The sequence below is a fragment of the Metabacillus endolithicus genome (assembly GCF_023078335.1).
Classification (GTDB): domain Bacteria; phylum Bacillota; class Bacilli; order Bacillales; family Bacillaceae; genus Metabacillus; species Metabacillus endolithicus.
Window position 1 is genome coordinate 4,952,663 of the sequence record NZ_CP095550.1, and the last position, 20,757, is coordinate 4,973,419.

The window sequence follows — 20,757 nt, forward strand, 5'->3', positions numbered from 1 at the left end:
TTAGATGGGGAGTGATGAGGTGTCACGTAAAGATCAGAGCTGTGAACTGGATCTTGAATCTTTAGATAAATCTACAAAAACTGCTGAAATCAATAAAGATGGCGCTTTTAAACGTCAATCGAATAAGTTTACTACTCCGTTCGGTAGCGAGCCAGATGAGCTTCCAGTTGAAGCAGGACGCTATCGCTTATTATGGACAGCAGCATGTCCTTGGGCGCACCGCACTGTTATTGTTCGCAAACTTTTAGGCTTAGAGGATGTTATCAGCTTAGGAGCAGCAAGTCCTTTTCGTCCAAAACTCAATCGTGTGGACTGGGAATTTTCATTGGATGAAAAGAGTAGGGATCCCATCCTTGATATTAGGTATATGAGTGAAATTTATCATCAAACCGATCCTGAATATACAGGACGTCCTACAGTACCTGTTATGGTGGATTTACAATCTAAAAAAGTAGTGAATAATGACTATTTTAAGTTAACTAATTATTTTGAAACGGAATGGTCACCGTTTCATAAGGAAAAAGCACCAGATTTATATCCTGAATGCTGGCGAGAAGAAATTGATGAACTAAATGATCTTATTTTTCAAGATATTAATAATGGAGTTTATAAATGTGGATTTGCGCTTTCTCAGGATGCTTATGAGCAAGCTTATGACCAGCTTTTTGCTCGGTTAGATGAGCTAGATGAGCGACTTTCTAACCAGCGTTTCTTGCACGGTGATTTTATTACCGATTCAGATGTTCGCTTTTACACAACTTTAGTTCGATTTGATGCTGCTTATTATACAGCATTTAATACAAATCGCACCTTAATTAGAGAATTTCCAAATTTGTCTGGCTATGTGCGTGATTTATTTCAAACACCAGGTTTTGGGGATACAACAGATTTTAACGCTATTAAAAATCATTATCATCTTTCAATCACAATCTTCACAGAAAAAGAAGATGTAAAAATTTTGCCGAAGGGACCTGACTTATCTTTTTGGAAATCACAGCACAACCGGGAGTTACTAAGTAAACAGAAAGAGAAGTTTATGATAAAAAAATGAAAATGGAGATCACAAAATGATCATAAGAGATGCGTCTAGGGAAGAGCTCCCTTTTATTAGAAAACAAAGAGTTCTAGCTTATAGCGAGCATGCAACATCTGTTTCATCAGAGCATTGGCAGGCACTAAAACAAGCCATCTCCTCTGAAGCAGATGTTCAAGATGGAGTAGAGTTAATTGTGGCTGAAGTAGATGGGGAAATTTTAGGGAGTGTTGCGTTATTTCCACCACAATCCGATGCATATGAAGGAATCGTTGATAAGCTTGATTATTCCGAAATACGACTACTTGCTGTTTCTTCGGAAGCTAGAGGAAAAGGAGTGGCTTCAGCATTAATCAAGGAATGTATGAAACGAACAAAAGAAAAAGGCATTACTTCTATTGGACTACACACAGCTGATTTTATGAAAAGTGCAATGAAATTATATGAAGGTTTTGGATTTGAACGAATTCCGCAATATGATTTTGAACCTGCTAATGATGGTGTTATTGTAAAAGCTTTTAGACGTTCAGTTTAAAAAAGGGACCTCATGTTGAGGTCCCTTTACATTTAAAATTGTTGATGATTCTGCAGTTGGTTTTCTGCCATTGCAACTAAACGCTTTGTCATTTCCCCACCAACAGAACCGTTTGCACGAGCTGTCGTATCGGCTCCAAGTTGTACCCCAAATTCATTCGCAATTTCCTCTTTCATGGAATTAAGAGCATTTTCTGCACCAGGCACAACTAATTTGTTGTTTCTTGCCATTGTACAACACCCCTTTTGAATGGTTTAGGAACTCCCGAGCACTACAATCAGTTGCTCATGAAATATTGTACCCGATAACTCAAAAAATATTGAGGATCTCTTTATTTTGATTGCTGGCGATTTTTTACTTTTTGCTTCATTTCTTCTGTACGGTCATCCTTTTCAGAGCCGTAATGAAAATTTGTTAATTTACCTGTATCTGGTGGTTGCATTGATTGGTTTTTATCCATATTTAACCCTCCTTTGATTCACTAATAGTTTGTGCAAATGCTTGATGTTTTGAGGTGGGAATTTGGTCCAATCTTTATTACTTAAGAATCAGTTTCTTAAAGGTTCCTTACTAAGGAGTTCATCTGATGAAGATTGAGAAGGTACCTTAACAAATTTAGCCATAATGATTGCCAATATGCATATAAAACCTGCAAAAATAAATGCTTGAGTAAAAGAAATGGCTTTAATGATAAAAGGTCCAGCGAAGGCAGATAATCCGTATGCTTGATACATAAAACCATAATTTGTGCCTATGTTTTTTGTCCCATAGTAATCTGCCGTTACAGAAGGAAAGAGAGCGAGAAATCCACCAAAACCAAAGCCGATGAAAGAAACTGCGATTAAATAAATCGGATAGTTCATTAAACCTGTGCTCATATAAAACATTATGAGTGCGGTTAAAGCATAAATGATCACAAGTGTATTTTTGCGTCCAATGCGATCTGAGATTTTTCCTAGAAGAATTCGCCCAGCCGCGTTAAATAATGCAATCACCATTACAGCATTTGCAGCTTGCTCAACATCAAGTTTTACCAATTCAACCCCAATATCTACTGCAAAGCTGATAACAAGAAGCCTGAAACACTTCCGAATAAAAACATCGTCCACAAAAGATAAAATTGATACGTTTTTAACATTTGAACTGGTGAAAAATCATTTGTTTTTTCAGAAGTAGTAGTTGAGGATGATGTGGTATCATCGTTAGGTGGATTTTTTAATAACTGTGCACCTGCAACAACTAATACAAAATAAAGTATTCCTAAATAAAAGAAAGAAGTTGATACACCAAAAGTATCAATTAAATATCCAATAACAGGTTTATAAATTAAACCACCTAAACCAAATCCGGCAACAGCAACACCACTGATAAAGCCTCTTTTATCAGGAAACCATTTTACACATGCGGATAATGGACAAACATAGGTCATCCCGATTCCGATTCCACCCACAACACCATAGAAAAAGTATAACTGAAATAATGTAGTGGCTTGGCTGGATAGAATTAAGCCAACTCCGAGTAAAATTCCACCTATTGTTGCTACCCATTTTGGTCCGATGCGGTCTTGAAGCCTTCCTGCAAAAATGGTTGTTAAAGCAAATACTGCAATAGTAATAGAGAAGGTAACAACAATATCTTCTTTTGCCCAACCAAACTTATCCATTAAAGGCTGATTAAATAAACTCCATGCATATACTGCACCTAAATTAATTTGAATGAGAATTGCTCCTAATACTACTAACCATCTGTTCAATTTATTTCCTCCTATATTTTTACAAATAAAAAAGAGACCAACGGTGACAATAGATTATCAACGTTGGTCTCTTGTGCACTCACATACAGTGTTTACAAAAGCAACCATATATTATGATTTTGGAGCTGCATCTGGAACAGCCTAATACTTAAATAACTCTAAAAAATGATATGATTTCCATCCATCCTTATCGATGATATTGATGTTGGCTATCAAGATGTTTTCAAATTAAACTCTTCTTATTATGTCATAATTTTTCTTAGTGTCAACGTAATTTTTCGTGAATGCGCTTACTAGGACTAACGATCTTTCGGGCTGTTTACATAACCTATTCTATCTAGGGAAAAGTAAAATGAAAAGAAATGGGGGATAACCAAATGGGAATAAAAGACATATTACAACTAGAGAAGCCGCTACTTATCCTTCTTTTTGGTGTTTTACTTTCACATTTAGGAACATATTTGGTTACACCGATGCTTCCGATTATTTTAAAAACAGATGCAGGTTTATCTATTGGCCAAATCGGAATTGTGTTAGCTAGTATTGCCATTGCTTTTCAGGTCGGGAGTGTGGCCGGAGGAGTTTTAGCTGATCGTATTGGTCGAGGATTTACGATAGGACTTGGAGCTTTAATTGCTGCATGTGGACTTATTGGGTTTGGTTTATTCACACAGTTTCCACTCTTGATGGTGACTGCTAGTACGATGGGATTTGGTACTGGATTAAATGCTCCTTCAACAAAAGCAGCCATAGCGGCCTTTGCTTCTTCTGAGAACCAAACAACAGCTTTTTCCATAAGAGGCATAGCTGCAAACATTGGGACAGGCTCAGCAGGATTAATTGTTTTTTTTCTTTTAACCGGAACATCTAAAATGATCTTTTGGATTGCAGGTGGAATTTATATTCTTTTAGCACTACAAAGCTGGATTTTTCTTCCCAAGGGTTGTGGTGATGTGCCATGTGAGGGAATTCCTAAGGGAGCATACAAACAGGCATTTCAAAACAAGGCCTTTATGGTGTTTAGCTTTGTAACGATTTTTTATATGGGCTTTATATGCACAGCTATCACTTGCATTACCACTTAGAGCAACAGTTATTTTACCGGAGCCTAAAAATGTTGCGTTGATTTGGACAATTAATAGCTTAATTGTCATCTCATTACAAGGGTTAATTACAAAGCGAATTATTAGGAAAGTAGAGCCTCTAACTGCATTAGGATTAGGGATTCTCTTCATAACGATTGGAATTGCCTCGTTATTTTTTGCACAATCATTTTTTCATTTGATCCTAAGTGGAGGAGTTTTTGTTATTGGTGAAATGATGATTCTTCCTACAATAGACAGCACCATCTCACAATTGTCAAAAGGAGAATTAATCGGGTTGTTTTTTGCCTTATCAAATGTTGTTTACGGCTTAGGAGAAGCTGGTGGAAAATCTGCTGGTGGAAGAATACTTGGAGTAGGAGAAAATGCTTTAACACCTGTTTTCATTTACACCACCTTAGGACTTGTACTAATAGTAGTTGTTACTTTGCTTAAAAAATGGCAGCCACTTAGACAATCGTTACAACAGGCATCATCAAAAGAAAACAAGCCTAAGGATGCACCTCGACTTCCAAGTGAACCCGGACAACATCGAACACATCCTGTTAATAGATGGGAACCAGAAGTATTTTTCAGGAAAAAGCCAAGAACAGAATGATGATAACCAGGTGCATAATCGATATTTTTTTGGTGAAAATCTTATTATAAAACAAAGGAGGTTAAAAGCATGAGCGTTTTTGAAAACTTTCCAGTCGCAAACTTAGATCGTGATCAATTAAACAAAATCATGACTCTAGAAAAAGAATTAAGAAGTGAAACAAATGAAAATATTGTGTTAATAGCATATGATGAAAAAGATGAAGGAATGGAATAAATCACCACTTTTATTGTAACTTTTGTCATTTTATCCAACAATATGTTGAAATATCATTTTGCTTGCTTTAATATAATACCTATCAATTGATAACAACTTAAAATAGTATACGCTGTAAATTAAGATGCCGCTTAAGGCTTAATAGGGAATTCGGTGTAAATCCGGAACTGTCCCCGCAACTGTAAGTGTCGACGAAATAAGCAATCCACTGTATTGAAGCTTTTTCTAAAAGTGAAATATGGGAAGGGCTTAAAGTAGGGTGAAACACAAGTCAGGAGACCTGTCTTATTTTATCAAGTTTCAGTTTCTTCGGGAGGTGAGAAGGTGAGACGAACGCAACCATATAAATTTTTTGGATTGCTTTCGTATTGCCTTTTCATCCGCTCAGTAAAGATATGAGCGGATTTTTTTGTACTTTCAAAAGGTATAAGGTTTTATGGTTGATAGCTTAGGCATATTCCATTAATTTGATGATTGTTTTTTAAAAGACATATTTTAAGAGACAACCTAATACGTTAAGATGAGAAAACTAAATATTTTTAAAAGAATGGTGCACTTCAAGTATTTGTGGTGCTTAAAAGGGAAGTCGGTGAAAATCCGGCACGGTACCCGCCACTGTTATGGGAAGCTTTATAACATAATGTCACTGAATGTAAACGGGAAGACGTTATAAAGCTATGAACCTAAGTCAGGAGACCTGCCTTTCTTTTTATACTGATACCTACGGGCATATAGGTAGACGTGTAGTAGAAAATGTATTCACTTGCGCCATTTTTTAATGCACCTCTGCCTATATAGAGGTGCATTTTTATTTGAAAAATTTTAATAGATTGGAAGTGTTAGAATGACGACTTGGAATCTAACAGAAACAAAGCATCATGTACTTATTTGTAACGGAAGCAGCTGTATGAGAAAGGGTGGAGAAGAAGCAACACAAGCAATAAGAGAAGAAATCACAAACTTAGATTTGGATGCAAGTATTCATACAACAAGAACTCGTTGTAATGGAAGATGCAAAGATGCATGTGTAATGGTGGTTTATCCTGAGGGAGTTTGGTATAAGGCTGCAACTCCAGAAATAGCTAAGAAGATTGTTCATGATCACCTTGTTGGCGGAAATGTGGTAGAAGATAGTGTGATATATACATATGACGAAGAGCATTTTATTGCACCTGAGAACTCAAAGTCAATTACCGGAATAGCAAAACCACAAAGAAGTAGCGTTTAAATAATTCACAAATTGAAAGGAGGAATTTCCTTGCTAGGAAAATTACTTGTGATCGGATTTGGCCCAGGAAGCTTTGAACATATGACAAAAAGGGCTCAAGATGCGATTCAAGAAAGCGACTGTATTATTGGATACAAAACATATGTTGAACTCATTCAGGATCTTTTAACAGATCAAGAGATTATTAGTACAGGAATGTCAGAGGAAGTAAGCCGTGCCCAAGCAGCTGTGAAACTTGCCGAAGAAGGAAAAACAGTAGCGGTCATATCAAGTGGTGATGCCGGAGTTTATGGAATGGCCGGACTTGTTTATGAGGTTTTAATTGAAAAAGGCTGGTCAGAAGAAACAGGAGTGAGTGTAGAAGTCATTCCGGGTGTTTCAGCAATTAATTCATGTGCATCACTTTTAGGTGCCCCGATTATGCATGATGCATGCACAATCAGCCTTAGTGACCATTTAACTCCTTGGGAATTGATTGAAAAGCGTATTGATGCAGCTGCTAAAGCTGATTTTGTTATTACTCTTTATAATCCTAAAAGTGGTCGCCGAACAAGACAAATACAAGAAGCGCAACGGATTTTATTAAGCTATCGTTCACCATTAACACCTGTTGGACTTGTGAAAAGTGCGTATCGTGACAGACAGCATATCGTGATTACCGATCTTGAGCATATGCTCGAGTTTGATATCGGAATGCTTACAACGGTTGTGATTGGGAATTCATCGACATTTTTATATGACAATAAAATGATTACGCCAAGAGGTTATCAACGTAAATATACGTTAAATACCACTGAGCAGAGATTAAGACCACATGAGCGTCTTCGACATGAAAACGAACCATGGGCATTACATAAAGGTATTAACGATATGCCACCAACTAAAAAAGTAAAAGCTACGAAAGAAAAAGAAAGCTCTTTGCAACTTGCTTTAGAAGCGTTGCAAAAAGTTAAGGGCAACACAGGTCCTTCTGTTAACGAAGAAAAGTCTCAACATTCTGTAAACAACCCGATTACATCGATTTTCGAGTTAGCCGTCGCCCTGGTATTGCAAATAAAAAATTCACTCCAAAACAGATGATGACTCTTGCAGAAGTGACCGGGGACGATGGTTCAATGGAGTATACACCACATCATCAAATTCTTTTACGAATTCCGACGTGCGAACCGGAAGTGATCACCGAAAAACTTAAAGAAGTTGGGTTTTTATTAGAACCGATCGGTGATGTTTTTCAAATCAAGGCTTGTGATTTTTGTGAAGGAGAAAAGAAAGATTCCATTCCATATGCAGAGGAGCTTCATGAAAAGTTAAGCGGAAATTTAGATTTACCAAAAGAATTAAAGGTAGGATTTAACGGCTGTGGAATGGCATGTTTTGGTGCTGTGAATGAAGACATCGGAATTATTTTTCGAAAAGGAAAATTTGATTTGTTTTTAGGAGCCAAAACAGTCGGTAGAACAGCTCATCCTGGTCAACCGGTTGCTGAAGGGATAGAGCCTGAAAAAATCGTCGAAGTGATCCAAAATATTGTTCATGAATATAAGGAAAAAGGGCATCCAAACGAAAGATTTTTCAAGTATTTTAAACGTGTTGGTAATGTTCAAGGCTATTCATATAGGGACATGAGTCCAAAAATTGAAATTGAACCAGCTCCGTGCGGAGATTAATAAGGATAGGGGAGAATAGTATGAAAGCAATTTTACTCGTTGGACATGGAAGTCGAGATCATGAAGGAAACGACCAAGTAAGACAAACAATTGAAGAGCTAAAGCCACAATTAGAATCGGATCTTTTAGTGGAAACCTGCTTTTTAGAGTTCGAACGACCAACTATTAATCAAGGTATTCAAACATGTGTAGAAAAAGGGGCAACTAGTGTTTTTGTCATTCCACTCATGCTACTTGCAGCAGGACATTCTAAAATCCATATACCAGCAGCGATTGATGAAGCGAAGGAAAAGTATCCTCATGTATCATTTACGTATGGAAGACCTTTTGGAATACATGAAGAAACAATGGAGATTTGTAAAAGCCGCTTAGAAGAAGTTGGCGAGAAAATCAACGAAGAAGATCCTGAAACAGCTGTTATTTTGTTAGGTCGCGGCGGCAGTGATCCTGATGCAAACAGTGATTTATATAAAATTACAAGACTTTTATGGGAAAAGCTACATTATAAGTTTGTTGAACCTGCTTTTATGGGTGTAACAGATCCGTTAATTAAAGAAGGCGTTGAACGCTGTGTGAAATTAGGCGCAAAGAGAATTGTCATTTTACCTTATTTTCTATTTACCGGTATTTTAATTAAACGTTTAGAAAATATGATTGAAGAGTTTCAACAAGAGTTTCCTGAGGTTGAATTCAAGCTTGCCGGCTATTTTGGTTTTCACTCAAGACTTAAAACAATTATAAAAGATCGAATCCAAGAAGCGTTGCAAGGTGAAGTGAAAATGAACTGTGATACATGTGTGTACCGAATTGAGGCAATGGAACATATTGATCATCATCACCACCATGATCACGATCATGATCACGGACACCATCATCACCACCATGATCACGATCATGACCACGAGCACCATCATCATGACCATGACCATGAGCATCACCATGAGCTTGAGGTTCAAAAACGATGATTCTCTTTTTAGCCGGTACAAGTGATGCTAGAGCACTAGCATTAACCGTGAAAGATGCAGGATACAACATTCTTACAACAGTTGTCACAGAGAATGCAGGCAAAGAAATGCAAAAGGTCGGCTTAGATGTGTATGTAGGAAGGCTTACAGATCAAGATTTTACAGCGATGATTAAAGAACAAGGCTTTCAAGCAATTGTAGATGCTAGTCATCCTTTTGCAGAGGAAGCTAGCAAAAATGCACTCTTGGGGGCAAAAGCTGCAGGAGTTCCATATATCCGTTATGAGCGAGAGTCTCAAGTCTACGAACAAAATGGGATTGTGATGGTTGAAAGCTATGAGGAGGCAGCAGAGGTTGCTGCCGAGAAAAAAGGTGTAATTTTGCTAACAACAGGGAGTAAAACGCTTGAAACTTTCACTCGTAGATTACTAGATCAACCAGATACACGTGTTATCGCACGGATGCTTCCAAGAAAAGATAATATGGAAAAATGTGAAAAGCTTGGCTTTCCTCAAAAAGACATCGTCGCGATTCAAGGTCCGTTTTCAAAAGAATTTAATGCAGCTCTTTATAAACAGTACGGAGTAACAACGATGATCACAAAGGAAAGCGGCAAAGCAGGTTCTGTTGATGAGAAATTAGAAGCAGCTCTGGAGCTTGGTATTGAGACAATTATGATTAAAAGACCAAAAATTCAATATGGTCATGCTTATTCTGACTTTGAAGGAGTACTCAGCCATATTAACAGAATAGTTGATGAAAAAATGGAGGAATAGAAGATGATGGATTTTAAAACAGAATTCAAACCACTTACCGTTCAGCCTCAAGAAATTGAGGGAATTAGTTTTCAAATGATTGATTCAGAGTTTGGTAATCATAACTTTACTGAAGAGCAATATAAGGTCGTACAACGTGTTGTACATGCCTCCGCTGATTTTGAATTAGGTCATAGCATGCTATTTCATGATAAAGCAGTTCAAGCTGGTATTGATGCAATTCGTAATGGTGAACAAGTATATGCGGATGTTCAAATGATTTTAGGCGGCGTCAGTAAACCTAGAATTGAAAAGCATGGTGGAGGTGTACATGTTTACATTTCAGATCCAGACGTCATGGAGGAAGCAAAGCGCCTAAACACAACTCGTGCGATTATTTCTGTTAGAAAAGCGATTAAACAGTTTGACGGAGGAATTTTTGCGATTGGTAATGCACCAACAGCTCTACTTGAATTGATTCGGTTAATTAAGGAAGGTGAAGCTAAACCGAGTCTAGTTATTGGTTTACCTGTTGGTTTCGTATCTGCGCCGGAATCAAAAGAAGAATTAGCAAAATTAGACGTACCATTCATTACGAATGTAGGTAGAAAAGGTGGTAGTACCGTTACGGTTGCAGCGTTAAACGCAATCTCTCTTCTTGCAGATAAGGAATAAACGATGAACGGAAAAACCAAAAAAAAGACAAAAGTGAAATGCGCTCCGGCTATACAACAGGTGCATGTGCAACGGCGACGACCAAAGCCGCCTTACTTGCATTAATTACAGGTGAAGCTCAAATGGAGAGCACGATTTATTTACCTGTTGGAAAATTTGCGACATTTGTCATGGAAAGCTGCACGGTAGAAGAAAACGTTGCTGAAGCCGGAACAATTAAAGATGCCGGAGATGATCCAGATGCAACACATGGAGCACTGATCCAATCGACTGTTTCATGGAGTGAAACACCAGGCATCACACTAGATGGCGGAATCGGCGTTGGTCGGGTCACAAAAGAAGGTCTTCCTGTCCCAGTTGGTGAAGCTGCGATAAACCCTGTACCAAGAAAAATGATTCTTGAAACTGCAGCGGAGGTCCTCCAAAACCATAACATTTCAAGAGGAATTATGATCATTATTTCTGTTCCTGATGGTGAGAAAATGGCCGAAAAAACATTAAACAAACGACTTGGTATTATTGGTGGAATCTCCATATTAGGAACAAGAGGTACTGTTATTCCATTTTCAAGCTCCGCTTATATGGCGAGTATTGTTCAAGCGGTTAGTGTTGCAAAAGCAAGTGAATGTGAGCATGTTGTGATTACAACGGGTGGCCGCAGTGAAAAGTATGCGATGCAGCAATATCCGGAGCTTCCTGAAGAAGCCTTTATTGAAATGGGTGACTTTGTTGGATTCACTCTTAAGCAGTGTAAAAAACAAGGAATCAAGAAAGTTTCTCTTGTTGGGATGATGGGGAAATTTTCAAAGGTAGCTCACGGTGTGATGATGGTTCATTCAAAAAGTGCACCAGTTGATTTTGATTTTCTCGCAAATGTTGCTGTTGCTGCTGGTGTAAAAGATGAAAAATTAATTGATGAAATAAAGCAAGCCAATACTGCATCACAAGTTGGAGATTTGATGGCAGAGAATGGTGTCGATGATTTTTTCACCATACTTTGTGAAAATTGCTGTCTTTCAGGTTTAAAAGAAATTGGCGGCGGAATCTCAATAGAAACGAGTTTGTACACGATGAAAGGTGCATTGCTTGGAAAGGCAGGTAAACATGACGGAGAAAATGAAAGTAATTGGAATCGGTGATGATGGCAAACAAAGCCTGCTTCCAGTTTATGAAAAATGGATTTACGAGAGTGATCTTCTCGTAGGAGGAGAACGACAGCTATCATTTTTCAAAGATTTTACTGGTGAAAAGAAAGTCATAAAAGGTGGTCTTTCTTCACTCGTAAGTGACTTAAAAAGGGAAAACCGTAAAATTGTTGTCCTTGCATCAGGTGATCCTCTTTTTTATGGAATAGGGAGTTATCTTGCAAAAAAACTGGATGTTGAAGTTTATCCTTATTTAAGCTCTTTACAACAAGCCTTTGCTAGAATGAATGAAAGTTGGCAGGATGCCGACATCACTAGTCTACATGGCAGAAGTATAAAAGGTCTTGTGCAAAAAATTAATGGAAAAGAAAAAATTGCTCTTCTAACAGATGAGGAGAATAAAGCTCTTCTCAGATTGCTCGCTATCTACGTTCCTTTGGAGTTTCAGAATATAAGGCATTTGTTGCTGAAAACCTTGGTGGGGAACAAGAGCGCTGTGCTTTTTACAGTTTAGAAGAACTTGAGAATATGGAGTTTTCTCCACTTAATATTGTTATTTTGAAAAAAACATCGAAAGTGAAATCTTGGACTATAGGCATTGATGATGAAGAATTTCATCAAAGAAAGCCTGAAAAAGGTCTTTTAACTAAAAAAGAAATAAGAACACTTAGCTTAAGTGAATTAAAGCTTTCAAAAAACAGTGTTGTGTGGGATATCGGTACTTGCACAGGTTCTGTTGCCATTGAGGCTTGTTTAATTGCAAATGAAGGACAAGTATTTGCCATTGAAAAAAATGATCACGACTTAGAAAATTGTCGGTTAAATATGCGGAAATTCAGAACAGATTTTACGGTTGTTCAAGGAAAAGCTCCCGAACACTTAGAAGCATTCCCTAATCCAGATGCTATTTTCATTGGTGGAACAGCTGGTGGCATGGAAGAAATTCTTTCAGTTTGCTGCTCACGACTTAACAAGGGTGGAAGAATTGTGCTAAATGCAGTCACCATTGAAAATTTATATCAAGCGGTTGAAGGTTTCAAGCGTAACGGTTTTGAGGTCAACATAACACTCTCACAAATTTCTAGAAGTAAACCAATATTAAATCTTACGCGTTTTGACGCGTTGAACCCGATCTATATTATCACAGCACAACATAAGGAAGGGGAATAAAAGAATGGTAGGAACTCTTTATGGCTTGGGCGTTGGACCTGGAGATCCAGAGCTTTTAACGGTAAAAGCTTTTCGAACATTAAAAGAATCACCAGTGATCGCCTATCCGAAAAAAGAAAGGGCAGCAAAAGCTACGCCCATCGCATAATTGATGTATACATAACACCAGGGGAAAAGGAAATGTTAGGCCTTGTGTTTCCTATGACAAAGGATCCGGAGATTTTAGAACGCGAATGGTCACATACGGTTGATCTTGTCTGGGATAAGCTGAAAACAGGCAAGGATGTTGCATTTGTTACAGAAGGTGATCCTCTTTTATATAGTACGTTTATTCATATGATGAATCTTGTGAAAGAACGCTACCCAGAAGTGAATATTCAAACCGTTCCCGGTATTTCTTCCATAAATGGCGCAGCTTCACGATTAGGCATCGCACTAGCAGAGGGCGATGATCATGTGGCAATTATTCCTGCAAGAGATGACTATGAAGCAATGAAAAAAGCAATCGTCGAAAATGATTGTGTTATTTTCATTAAAGTAGCGAAAGTGATTGATTTAATGCTAAAAATTCTACGTGAATTAGATCTACTCGAAAAAGCATCTGTTGTAACAAAGGTAACATCGGATGAAGAAATCATCTGGGACATTCGTGAACTAGATCGTGCAGAGCTGGAATATTTAACGTTAATGGTGGTGAGAAAATAATGAAAATCACAATTATAGGAGCCGGTCCGGGAGATCCTGATTTAATTACGGTCAAAGGCTTAAAGCTTCTTCAAGAAGCTGATGTTGTCTTATATGCAGATTCATTAGTAAGCAGTGAATTGATCGAGAAGGCAAAGTCTGATGCGGAAGTAATTAAAACAGCTGGCATGCATTTAGAGGAAATGGTTGAGGTGATGGTTGATCGCGTCCAAGAGGGTAAAAAGGTCGTGCGTGTTCATACAGGTGACCCGGCAGTATATGGTGCGATTATGGAGCAGATTGCGATTTTAAATAAACAAGATGTTCACGTTGAAATCATTCCTGGAGTAAGCTCGGTTTTTGCTTCAGCTGCAGCTTTAGGTGCTGAGTTAACAATTCCTGAGTTAACACAAACGGTTATTCTTACCCGTGCAGAAGGGAGAACACCTGTTCCTGATGCCGAGAAATTAAAGGATTTAGCGAAACACAACTGTACAATTGCACTATTTTTAAGTGCAACACTTACAAAAAAAATTGTGAAAGAATTTTTAGATGCAGGCTGGAGCAAGGATACACCAGTTGGGGTCGTGTACAAAGCAACATGGCCAGATCAAAAAATTGTTCGTTCCACACTTGAGCATCTTGATGATGATATGCGCACAAACGGCATCCGTAAACAAGCAATGATTCTAGCAGGCTGGGCACTTGATCCAGACATTCATCATAAAGATTTTAAATCAAAGCTTTATGATAAAGCGTTCACTCATGGCTATCGTAAAGGAGTGAAAGAATGACGCTCGTCTTAGAAGAAGGAAAAATTTTGGATCTAAAGCAAACAGGTCAATATGCTGTGATTGCCATTACAAAGCATGGAGTGGAGTTAGCTCGTCATCTTACTGCTAATTTTCATCAAACTGACTTGTATTATATGAGCAAATTTGAAAAAGGAGACGAAGATGACCGGAATATTACTCTTTTTGAGGGAAATGTCCGCATGCTGCTTCCAACCCTTTTTCAAACATATAAAGGTATCATTATGATCATTTCTTTAGGAGCTGTTGTTCGAATGATTGCTCCTATTTTAAAAGATAAAAAAACAGATCCGGCTGTTGTTGTTATAGATGATAAAGGCAATCATGTTATCAGTGTTCTTTCAGGTCATTTAGGTGGGGCCAATGAGCTAACAAGAGAAGTGGCTGAATTATTAAAAGCAACACCGGTTATTACCACAGCATCTGATGTTCAAAAAACCATTCCAGTTGATTTATTTGGAAGTCGGTTCGGCTGGGTATGGGAGAGCGCAGAAAAATTAACACCTGTTAGTGCTTCTGTTGTAAATGAAGAGCATGTTGCCATTGTTCAAGAATCAGGTGAAAAAGAATGGTGGACATATGATACTCCTCTACCAGAAACATTAAAAATTTATCAGAATATTCAAGACGCAATCTCGTCAAAGCCTCAAGCAGCACTTGTTGTGACACACCGAAACCTAACAGAAGCTGAAAGTGTAATCTTACAAAATGGGGTTCTTTACCGACCAAAGGTTCTCGTTCTTGGTATTGGGTGTAATCGGGGCACATCAAAGGAAGAAATTGAACAGGTGATTGAGGAAACATTGCAGGAGTTACAGTTTTCGCTGAAAAGTGTGAAAGCAATTTGCTCAATTGATTTGAAAAAAGATGAACAAGGCATTATTGATGTTGCACAGAAACATCAATGGGAATTTACCTGTTATTCGGCTGAAGAACTCAATTCTGTACAGATTGAGCTTCCTTCAGAAACTGTCTATAAATTTACAGGTGCATACGGAGTTAGTGAACCGGCTGCCCGCTTATATAGTGGGGCATCATCACTTTCACTAACAAAGAAAAAATCAGGAAATGTAACGATTTCTGTTGCCGTTATTCCTTATTAGAGAGGTGGAGGTTAGGTGACTGAACGTAGAATTGTCATTGCTGGAACCGGTAGTGGTGTTGGAAAAACAACGCTAACAATTGGGTTAATGTCAGCATTAAGAAAAAAAGGCTTAACAGTGCAAGGCTTTAAATGCGGACCAGATTATATTGATCCCTCTTATCATACAGCTGTTACAAACCGTGTTTCTCGAAATCTTGATAGCTGGATGCTGTCAGAAGAAAAGGTGCTAGACATCTTTTCTCATGGAAGTAAAGGCGCAGACATCTCCATTATGGAGGGTGTGATGGGGTTTTATGATGGAAAAGACCCACGAACAAACGTAGGAAGTACAGCCGAAATTAGTATGATCACAGAAAGCCCTGTTTTGTTGGTCGTTAATTGTGCAAGTATGGCTCGAAGTGCTGCGGCAATTGTTAAAGGATTTCAAATGCTTTCTGAAGGTCCTAATATCGTGGGTGTTATTGCAAATAAAGTTGGAAGTGAAGGTCACTTTAAGCTTGTCAAAACAGCAATTGAGCAGGAATGTGATGTTCCTGTTATCGGATATTTAAAAAGAGAAAATGATATTGAAATACCTGAACGACATCTCGGCCTTATTCCTTCCATTGAAAGAGGAGAATTAGATTCTTTCTTTGACAAATTAGGTGAATTGGTACTCGAAACCGTCGACATTGACAGATTGCTTACTTTATCTGAAGCAGAACCAATTCAACATAAATCAATCTCTTCTCTTTTCGATAAAAAGAAAGCAACTTCAGTAAAGATTGCTGTAGCAAAAGATGCCGCCTTTAATTTCTATTATCCTGAAAATCTCGAAATCTTGGAAACTCAAGGTGCTGAGCTCCTATATTTTTCACCACTTGCAAATGAAGCATTACCTGAAGGTGCAGATGGTCTCTACATTGGTGGTGGTTTTCCTGAGGAATTTGCTAGTGAGCTTTCTGAGAACAATGCAGCAAAGTCATCCATAAAGAAGGCGATTGAGCAAGGTTTACCAACACTTGCTGAATGTGGTGGATTTATGTATTTAACAAATTCCATTGAAACAAGTGAAGAAAATCGTTATGAAATGGTTGGAGTCATCTCAGGTGAAGTCAAAATGCACACAAAAAGAGTGGCATTAGGCTACCGAGATATTACTGGTCGAAAAGGAAATTTCCTTATCAATGAAAATCAAAAAGCACGAGGTCATGAATTTCATTATTCAACTTTTGAACCACACTCTGACGTTACGCATGCTTATGAAACAAAAGGCATGAGAGGAACTAAGCTTGAAGGCTGTTTAACTCATAATCTTGTTGCAGGGTACACACATTTTCACTTTGCTTCTTGTCCTGAAATGGTCGAGAACTGGATCACCTTTTGTAAGGAAATCAAAGCATATGGGTAAGGGTGTGCCAATCATGTTTCAGGGAACGCATTCTGATGCAGGAAAAAGTGTGATTGTCACAGCATTTTGCCGAATTTTTGCACAAGATGGATATAAAACAGCACCATTTAAATCGCAAAACATGGCATTAAATTCATATATTACGATCGATGGAAAGGAAATCGGACGGGCTTCAAGGTGTGCAGGCTGAAGCCGCTTTTATTCAAGCAACAACGGATATGAATCCGATTTTAATCAAACCAAACCGTGATTATGAATCGCAAATTGTTGTTCATGGAAAGCCTATAAAAACATGCAAGCTGGGGAGTATCGAAAAGCGTTTTTTCAAAAAGGCTTAGCATTAATTCAAGAATCACTCACAAATCTTACGAATACATACGACCGAATTGTGATAGAAGGTGCCGGAAGTCCTGCTGAAATCAATTTAAATGATCGTGAGCTTGTAAATATGCGGGTAGCCCGAATGGCAAACGCTCCAGTTGTATTAATTGGTGATATTGAAAAAGGCGGCGTTTTTGCTAGTTTAGTTGGAACACTTCAACTTCTGGATCGTGAAGATCATGATCGAGTCATTGGAGTAATCATTAACAAATTTCGAGGAGATGTTCGCCTTTTAGAGCCGGGACTTAAGTGGTTTGAAGAATATTCAGGTAAAAAGGTATTAGGAGTAATTCCGTATATCCCTCATCTTAACATCGATGCCGAAGACTCCGTTGTTTTAAATCAATATACTTCAGCGGTAAATGAAGAAAAAGAAATAGATATTGCTGTTATTCAGTATCCAAAAATTTCAAACTTTACTGATATTGATCCATTTTTTCATGAACAGGATTGTCATGTGCGATTTGTTACGAGAAGTCATCAGGTGAAAAATCCGGATATTGTCATCTTACCAGGAAGCAAAAACACAATAGAAGATTTCAAGTTTCTTAAAGAAAGTGGAATTGCTCAAAAAATAGTAGAGCTACATGAAAAGAAGCAAACTCATATTATCGGTATTTGTGGTGGATATCAAATGCTAGGTTTAAAGATTACGGATCCTGAAGGAATTGAATCATCACACCATGAGATGGAAGCCAAGTCTGCTTCCGCTACGTACCACAATGAAAAAGGATAAAACAACCGTGCTGTCAGAAGGACACTTACATTTTAACGATCAATCCTATCATGTAAAGGGGTATGAAATCCATATGGGGGCAACAAATGTAAGTGGCGACTTTTCACCACTTATTCAGCTGTCTGATTCAGTTGATGGATGTAAAACAAGTGATGAGCGGGTGATGGGCACGTACTTTCACGGTGTTTTTCATAACGATGATTTTCGAAAAGGGTATTTAAATGCGGTTCGTATTAGTAAAGGATTAACACCTATAGAAGAAAGAATTTCATTTAACCAGCTTAGAGAGGAAGCATTTGATCTATTAGCTGATCATGTGCGAAACCATGTTGATCTTACCTTCATTCAACATGAAATGGAAAGATTTTATCAAAGGAGTGTAAAAATTGATTCACACATATAATGACATTCCACCTCTTGATAAACGAGTAGGAAAAAGGGTTCGTGCCTATATCGACACATTAACAAAACCCCCCGGTAGTCTTGGACGATTAGAAGCAATTGCGATTGAGCTAGCCGAAATGACTGGTAAGCCTTTTCCAACTGTCACACCACCAGGGGTTATTATATTTGCCGCTGATCATGGTGTAACAGAAGAAGGGGTATCTGCATTTCCTCAAAATGTTACAGCTCAGATGGTTCAAAACTTCTTAAACGGTGGTGCAGCGATAAATGTGTTTTCACGACAAATTCAAGCGATGTTTGAAATTGTGGATGTAGGTGTTGCCGAAGATATTGAATCAAGTGAACTTGTTCAAAAAAAGGTAAGGTACGGAACAGCTAATTTTTGTAAGCAAGATGCTATGACAAGACAAGAAGCTGAAAAAGCCATTGAAATTGGCTATGAACGAGCACAAACAATGATAGCAAAAGGGATAAAATGCTTAATTGTTGGCGAAATGGGAATTGGGAACACCACGGCTAGCAGCGCCATTCTTTCCGTGATTCTTAATCAAAATTTAGATGAACTTGTTGGAATCGGAACAGGTATTTCAGAAGAAGGACGCAAAGTAAAACAACAGGTCATTGAACGAAGTATCAAAGCTCGTCAACCTAATCCAAATGATCCACTCGATGTTCTGTCAAAGGTTGGAGGATTAGAAATAGCAGCAATGGCAGGTGCGATGCTGGCTGCGGCGGAAAATCGGATTCCGATTCTTGTTGATGGATTTATTTGTTCAACAGCGGCTGTTATTGCCAAATGTATTCACCCAACTGCAGCCGACTATATGTTCATCGGTCATCGCTCAGTCGAAAAAGGTCACAGTAGGGCTATTCGTTTTTTAGAAAAAGAACCACTTCTTCAATTAGGTTTGCGGTTAGGAGAAGGATCTGGAGCTGCTGTTGCTTTTCCCATTTTACAATCATCAACAAACATGCTAAATGAGATGGCTACATTTCAATCAGCGGGAATATCCAACAAGAATGAAAAAAGAAGAGAGGGAGAATTTTGACCAAAGGAACCGTGTATCTGGTAGGAGCAGGACCTGGGGATCATAAATTAATTACCGTCTACGGATTAGAATGTATCCAAAAATCAGATGTGATTTTATATGATCGCTTAGTAAATAAAAGATTGTTAGACCACGCAAAGCCTGAGGCAGAACTCATTTTTTGTGGAAAGCTTCCTGGAAAGCATGAACTTATTCAAGAGCAAATCAATGATCTGCTTGTAGAAAAATCATTACAAGGGAAAGTTGTTACTCGTTTAAAAGGAGGCGATCCCTCTGTATTTGGACGTGTCGGAGAAGAAGCAGAGGTACTAGCCGAACAAAATATTAAGTTTGAAATTGTGCCTGGAATCACATCAGGAATTGCTGCACCTACATATGCGGGAATTACCGTCACACACCGGGATTATGCTTCATCATTCGCTATTGTAACAGGCCATGGTCGGGCAGAAAAGAAACAGGACAGTATTAATTGGTCAGCTCTTGCACAAGGAATTGATACAATTGCTTTTTACATGGGTGTTGGAAATTTACACTATATATGCGAAAAGCTTATTGAAAATGGCAAAAACAGTCACACACCTGTTGCGGTCATCCAGTGGGGAACAACAGAGAAACAGCGAACGGTTACTGGCACATTAAATACAATTGAAGAAATCGTTAAGAAAGCAGGAATTGAACATCCATCCATCATCATTGTTGGTGAAGTTGTTAACCTCCGTGAAAAGATTAAATGGTTCAATGAAATGGAAGCTTCAAGTAATAACGAGGAGGAGAAGTATGTCAATCATTAGTGAGTTAAAAACACGTCGAGCAATACGAGATTACCGTGATCAAGATGTAGAAGATGAAAAAATCAATGTGCTGCTAGAAGCGGCAACATGGGCTCCAAACGACCGAATGAGAGAGCCATGGAGTTTTTATGTGATCAAGGGTGAGGCAAAAGACAGATATGAAGCTCTTGCTAAGGAATATTTAGAGGAACGATTTCCAACGAAGCCACATTTAGTTGAAAGTTCTATTAAAGTGTTAACCTCAACACCTGTTCATATCGTTGTCACTTCTGATGTTGTACCAGGAGATGATGACGCTACAAAAGATAATGAATATGCCGTTTGTTGTGCGATTCATTCCATGTGGCTTGCTGCCAAAGAGCTTGGACTTGGTTTTGTTTGGCGTACAAGAGGTGTTGGTCTTGTTCATGATGAGCGCCTTCATCAATTTATCGGTGCACCGGAAAACAAAAAGGTGATTGGAAACATTTTTATCGGATATCCGAATGAAGACTCTCTCCAAAAAATGAAAGAACCAAAAAGAACGTCATATGAAGAAAAAACAATTTGGTTGTAGAGATA

Annotated in this window: 22 protein-coding genes, 3 pseudogenes and 2 riboswitches; of the genes and pseudogenes, 21 read left to right on the forward strand and 4 right to left on the reverse strand. The window is 38.2% G+C overall.

Annotated elements, in window-relative coordinates; genetic code table 11:
• The first annotated feature begins 19 nt into the window (after positions 1-19).
• Both MVE64_RS25215 and MVE64_RS25220 read left to right on the forward strand, forming a co-directional pair.
• Entirely contained in the window at positions 20-1,051 is a 1,032-nt protein-coding gene (locus MVE64_RS25215; RefSeq protein WP_247342225.1) for a glutathione S-transferase family protein, read from the forward strand.
• A 16-nt stretch (positions 1,052-1,067) separates the two neighbouring features.
• Complete coding sequence (locus MVE64_RS25220; RefSeq protein ID WP_247342226.1) at positions 1,068-1,568, forward strand: GNAT family N-acetyltransferase; 501 nt, start codon at positions 1,068-1,070, stop codon at positions 1,566-1,568.
• Between the two features lie 32 nt (positions 1,569-1,600).
• Here the strand turns inward: MVE64_RS25220 and MVE64_RS25225 are convergent, their stop codons facing one another.
• From MVE64_RS25225 to MVE64_RS25235, 4 genes are all read right to left on the reverse strand, one after another.
• Entirely contained in the window at positions 1,601-1,798 is a 198-nt protein-coding gene (locus MVE64_RS25225; RefSeq protein ID WP_098796961.1) for an alpha/beta-type small acid-soluble spore protein, read from the reverse strand.
• Between the two features lie 101 nt (positions 1,799-1,899).
• The gene (locus MVE64_RS27655) at positions 1,900-2,028 is read right to left on the reverse strand and encodes a hypothetical protein (protein ID WP_281730425.1); all 129 of its coding nucleotides are present in this window, start codon (positions 2,026-2,028) and stop codon (positions 1,900-1,902) included.
• Between the two features lie 88 nt (positions 2,029-2,116).
• Positions 2,117-2,605 (reverse strand): MFS transporter, encoded by a 489-nt coding sequence (locus MVE64_RS25230; RefSeq protein ID WP_247342229.1) that lies wholly within the window; start codon positions 2,603-2,605, stop codon positions 2,117-2,119.
• Between the two features lie 14 nt (positions 2,606-2,619).
• Entirely contained in the window at positions 2,620-3,321 is a 702-nt protein-coding gene (locus MVE64_RS25235) for an MFS transporter (protein ID WP_247342232.1), read from the reverse strand.
• Positions 3,322-3,698: 377 nt separating this feature from the next.
• Here MVE64_RS25235 and MVE64_RS25240 point away from each other — a divergent pair, with 377 nt between their 5' ends.
• From MVE64_RS25240 to MVE64_RS25330, 19 genes and pseudogenes are all read left to right on the forward strand, one after another.
• A complete protein-coding gene (locus tag MVE64_RS25240; RefSeq protein WP_247342234.1) occupies positions 3,699-4,406 on the forward strand; it encodes an MFS transporter in 708 nt (235 codons plus the stop codon).
• 37 nt (positions 4,407-4,443) lie between these two features.
• On the forward strand, positions 4,444-5,022 hold the full coding sequence (locus MVE64_RS25245; RefSeq protein WP_247342237.1) for an MFS transporter: 579 nt from the start codon (positions 4,444-4,446) through the stop codon (positions 5,020-5,022).
• A 69-nt stretch (positions 5,023-5,091) separates the two neighbouring features.
• Positions 5,092-5,238, forward strand: coding sequence for a hypothetical protein (locus MVE64_RS25250; RefSeq protein WP_247342239.1), 147 nt, complete (start codon positions 5,092-5,094; stop codon positions 5,236-5,238).
• Positions 5,239-5,343: 105 nt separating this feature from the next.
• Positions 5,344-5,540, forward strand: a riboswitch (cobalamin riboswitch).
• A 229-nt stretch (positions 5,541-5,769) separates the two neighbouring features.
• Positions 5,770-5,957, forward strand: a riboswitch (cobalamin riboswitch).
• 125 nt (positions 5,958-6,082) lie between these two features.
• Complete coding sequence (locus MVE64_RS25255) at positions 6,083-6,466, forward strand: (2Fe-2S) ferredoxin domain-containing protein (protein WP_247342241.1); 384 nt, start codon at positions 6,083-6,085, stop codon at positions 6,464-6,466.
• Positions 6,467-6,496: 30 nt separating this feature from the next.
• Positions 6,497-8,133 (forward strand): annotated as a pseudogene (cobJ, locus tag MVE64_RS25260) (precorrin-3B C(17)-methyltransferase).
• A gap of 20 nt (positions 8,134-8,153) precedes the next feature.
• Complete coding sequence (locus MVE64_RS25265) at positions 8,154-9,098, forward strand: sirohydrochlorin chelatase (protein WP_247342244.1); 945 nt, start codon at positions 8,154-8,156, stop codon at positions 9,096-9,098.
• On the forward strand, positions 9,095-9,874 hold the full coding sequence (cobK, locus tag MVE64_RS25270) for a precorrin-6A reductase (RefSeq protein ID WP_247342247.1): 780 nt from the start codon (positions 9,095-9,097) through the stop codon (positions 9,872-9,874). The genes MVE64_RS25265 and cobK overlap by 4 nt, the downstream gene beginning before the upstream one ends.
• A gap of 6 nt (positions 9,875-9,880) precedes the next feature.
• Positions 9,881-10,528 (forward strand): precorrin-8X methylmutase, encoded by a 648-nt coding sequence (locus MVE64_RS25275; protein ID WP_247347249.1) that lies wholly within the window; start codon positions 9,881-9,883, stop codon positions 10,526-10,528.
• 38 nt (positions 10,529-10,566) lie between these two features.
• The gene (locus MVE64_RS25280; RefSeq protein WP_247342249.1) at positions 10,567-11,667 is read left to right on the forward strand and encodes a cobalt-precorrin-5B (C(1))-methyltransferase; all 1,101 of its coding nucleotides are present in this window, start codon (positions 10,567-10,569) and stop codon (positions 11,665-11,667) included.
• On the forward strand, positions 11,633-12,187 hold the full coding sequence (gene cbiE, locus MVE64_RS25285) for a precorrin-6y C5,15-methyltransferase (decarboxylating) subunit CbiE (protein WP_247342252.1): 555 nt from the start codon (positions 11,633-11,635) through the stop codon (positions 12,185-12,187). The genes MVE64_RS25280 and cbiE overlap by 35 nt, the downstream gene beginning before the upstream one ends.
• 14 nt (positions 12,188-12,201) lie before the next feature.
• Positions 12,202-12,843: a precorrin-6Y C5,15-methyltransferase (decarboxylating) subunit CbiT gene (cbiT, locus tag MVE64_RS25290; protein WP_247342254.1), complete on the forward strand. Its 642-nt coding sequence runs from the start codon at positions 12,202-12,204 to the stop codon at positions 12,841-12,843.
• A 4-nt stretch (positions 12,844-12,847) separates the two neighbouring features.
• A pseudogene (gene cobI / locus MVE64_RS25295) lies at positions 12,848-13,548 on the forward strand (precorrin-2 C(20)-methyltransferase).
• Positions 13,548-14,321, forward strand: a complete 774-nt coding sequence (gene cobM / locus MVE64_RS25300; protein WP_247342257.1) for a precorrin-4 C(11)-methyltransferase — start codon at positions 13,548-13,550, stop codon at positions 14,319-14,321. The pseudogene cobI and the gene cobM overlap by 1 nt, the downstream one beginning before the upstream one ends.
• Positions 14,318-15,442, forward strand: coding sequence for a cobalt-precorrin 5A hydrolase (locus MVE64_RS25305; protein WP_247342260.1), 1,125 nt, complete (start codon positions 14,318-14,320; stop codon positions 15,440-15,442). The genes cobM and MVE64_RS25305 overlap by 4 nt, the downstream gene beginning before the upstream one ends.
• Before the next feature lie 15 nt (positions 15,443-15,457).
• Positions 15,458-16,834: a cobyrinic acid a,c-diamide synthase CobB gene (locus tag MVE64_RS25310; RefSeq protein ID WP_247342262.1), complete on the forward strand. Its 1,377-nt coding sequence runs from the start codon at positions 15,458-15,460 to the stop codon at positions 16,832-16,834.
• Positions 16,827-18,354: pseudogene (locus MVE64_RS25315) on the forward strand (cobyric acid synthase). The gene MVE64_RS25310 and the pseudogene MVE64_RS25315 overlap by 8 nt, the downstream one beginning before the upstream one ends.
• The gene (cobT, locus tag MVE64_RS25320) at positions 18,338-19,405 is read left to right on the forward strand and encodes a nicotinate-nucleotide--dimethylbenzimidazole phosphoribosyltransferase (protein ID WP_247342265.1); all 1,068 of its coding nucleotides are present in this window, start codon (positions 18,338-18,340) and stop codon (positions 19,403-19,405) included. Before MVE64_RS25315 ends, cobT begins: the two are co-directional and overlap by 17 nt.
• A complete protein-coding gene (gene cobA, locus MVE64_RS25325; RefSeq protein ID WP_247342267.1) occupies positions 19,402-20,196 on the forward strand; it encodes a uroporphyrinogen-III C-methyltransferase in 795 nt (264 codons plus the stop codon). Before cobT ends, cobA begins: the two co-directional genes overlap by 4 nt.
• The gene (locus tag MVE64_RS25330) at positions 20,183-20,752 is read left to right on the forward strand and encodes a nitroreductase family protein (RefSeq protein WP_247342270.1); all 570 of its coding nucleotides are present in this window, start codon (positions 20,183-20,185) and stop codon (positions 20,750-20,752) included. Before cobA ends, MVE64_RS25330 begins: the two co-directional genes overlap by 14 nt.
• Positions 20,753-20,757: the final 5 nt, after the last annotated feature.

Excerpts from the sequence above, each read along its gene's own strand:
- MVE64_RS25220 (WP_247342226.1), top strand. The coding sequence starts at position 1,068 with ATGATCATAAGAGATGCGTCTAGGGAAGAGCTCCCTTTTATTAGAAAA.
- MVE64_RS25225 (WP_098796961.1), bottom strand. The coding sequence starts at position 1,798 with ATGGCAAGAAACAACAAATTAGTTGTGCCTGGTGCAGAAAATGCTCTT.
- MVE64_RS27655 (WP_281730425.1), bottom strand. The coding sequence starts at position 2,028 with ATGGATAAAAACCAATCAATGCAACCACCAGATACAGGTAAATTAACA.
- MVE64_RS25240 (WP_247342234.1), top strand. The coding sequence starts at position 3,699 with ATGGGAATAAAAGACATATTACAACTAGAGAAGCCGCTACTTATCCTT.
- MVE64_RS25250 (WP_247342239.1), top strand. The coding sequence starts at position 5,092 with ATGAGCGTTTTTGAAAACTTTCCAGTCGCAAACTTAGATCGTGATCAA.
- MVE64_RS25255 (WP_247342241.1), top strand. The coding sequence starts at position 6,083 with ATGACGACTTGGAATCTAACAGAAACAAAGCATCATGTACTTATTTGT.
- MVE64_RS25265 (WP_247342244.1), top strand. The coding sequence starts at position 8,154 with ATGAAAGCAATTTTACTCGTTGGACATGGAAGTCGAGATCATGAAGGA.
- cobK (WP_247342247.1), top strand. The coding sequence starts at position 9,095 with ATGATTCTCTTTTTAGCCGGTACAAGTGATGCTAGAGCACTAGCATTA.
- MVE64_RS25275 (WP_247347249.1), top strand. The coding sequence starts at position 9,881 with ATGGATTTTAAAACAGAATTCAAACCACTTACCGTTCAGCCTCAAGAA.
- MVE64_RS25280 (WP_247342249.1), top strand. The coding sequence starts at position 10,567 with ATGCGCTCCGGCTATACAACAGGTGCATGTGCAACGGCGACGACCAAA.
- cbiE (WP_247342252.1), top strand. The coding sequence starts at position 11,633 with ATGACGGAGAAAATGAAAGTAATTGGAATCGGTGATGATGGCAAACAA.
- cbiT (WP_247342254.1), top strand. The coding sequence starts at position 12,202 with ATGGAGTTTTCTCCACTTAATATTGTTATTTTGAAAAAAACATCGAAA.
- cobM (WP_247342257.1), top strand. The coding sequence starts at position 13,548 with ATGAAAATCACAATTATAGGAGCCGGTCCGGGAGATCCTGATTTAATT.
- MVE64_RS25305 (WP_247342260.1), top strand. The coding sequence starts at position 14,318 with ATGACGCTCGTCTTAGAAGAAGGAAAAATTTTGGATCTAAAGCAAACA.
- MVE64_RS25330 (WP_247342270.1), top strand. The coding sequence starts at position 20,183 with ATGTCAATCATTAGTGAGTTAAAAACACGTCGAGCAATACGAGATTAC.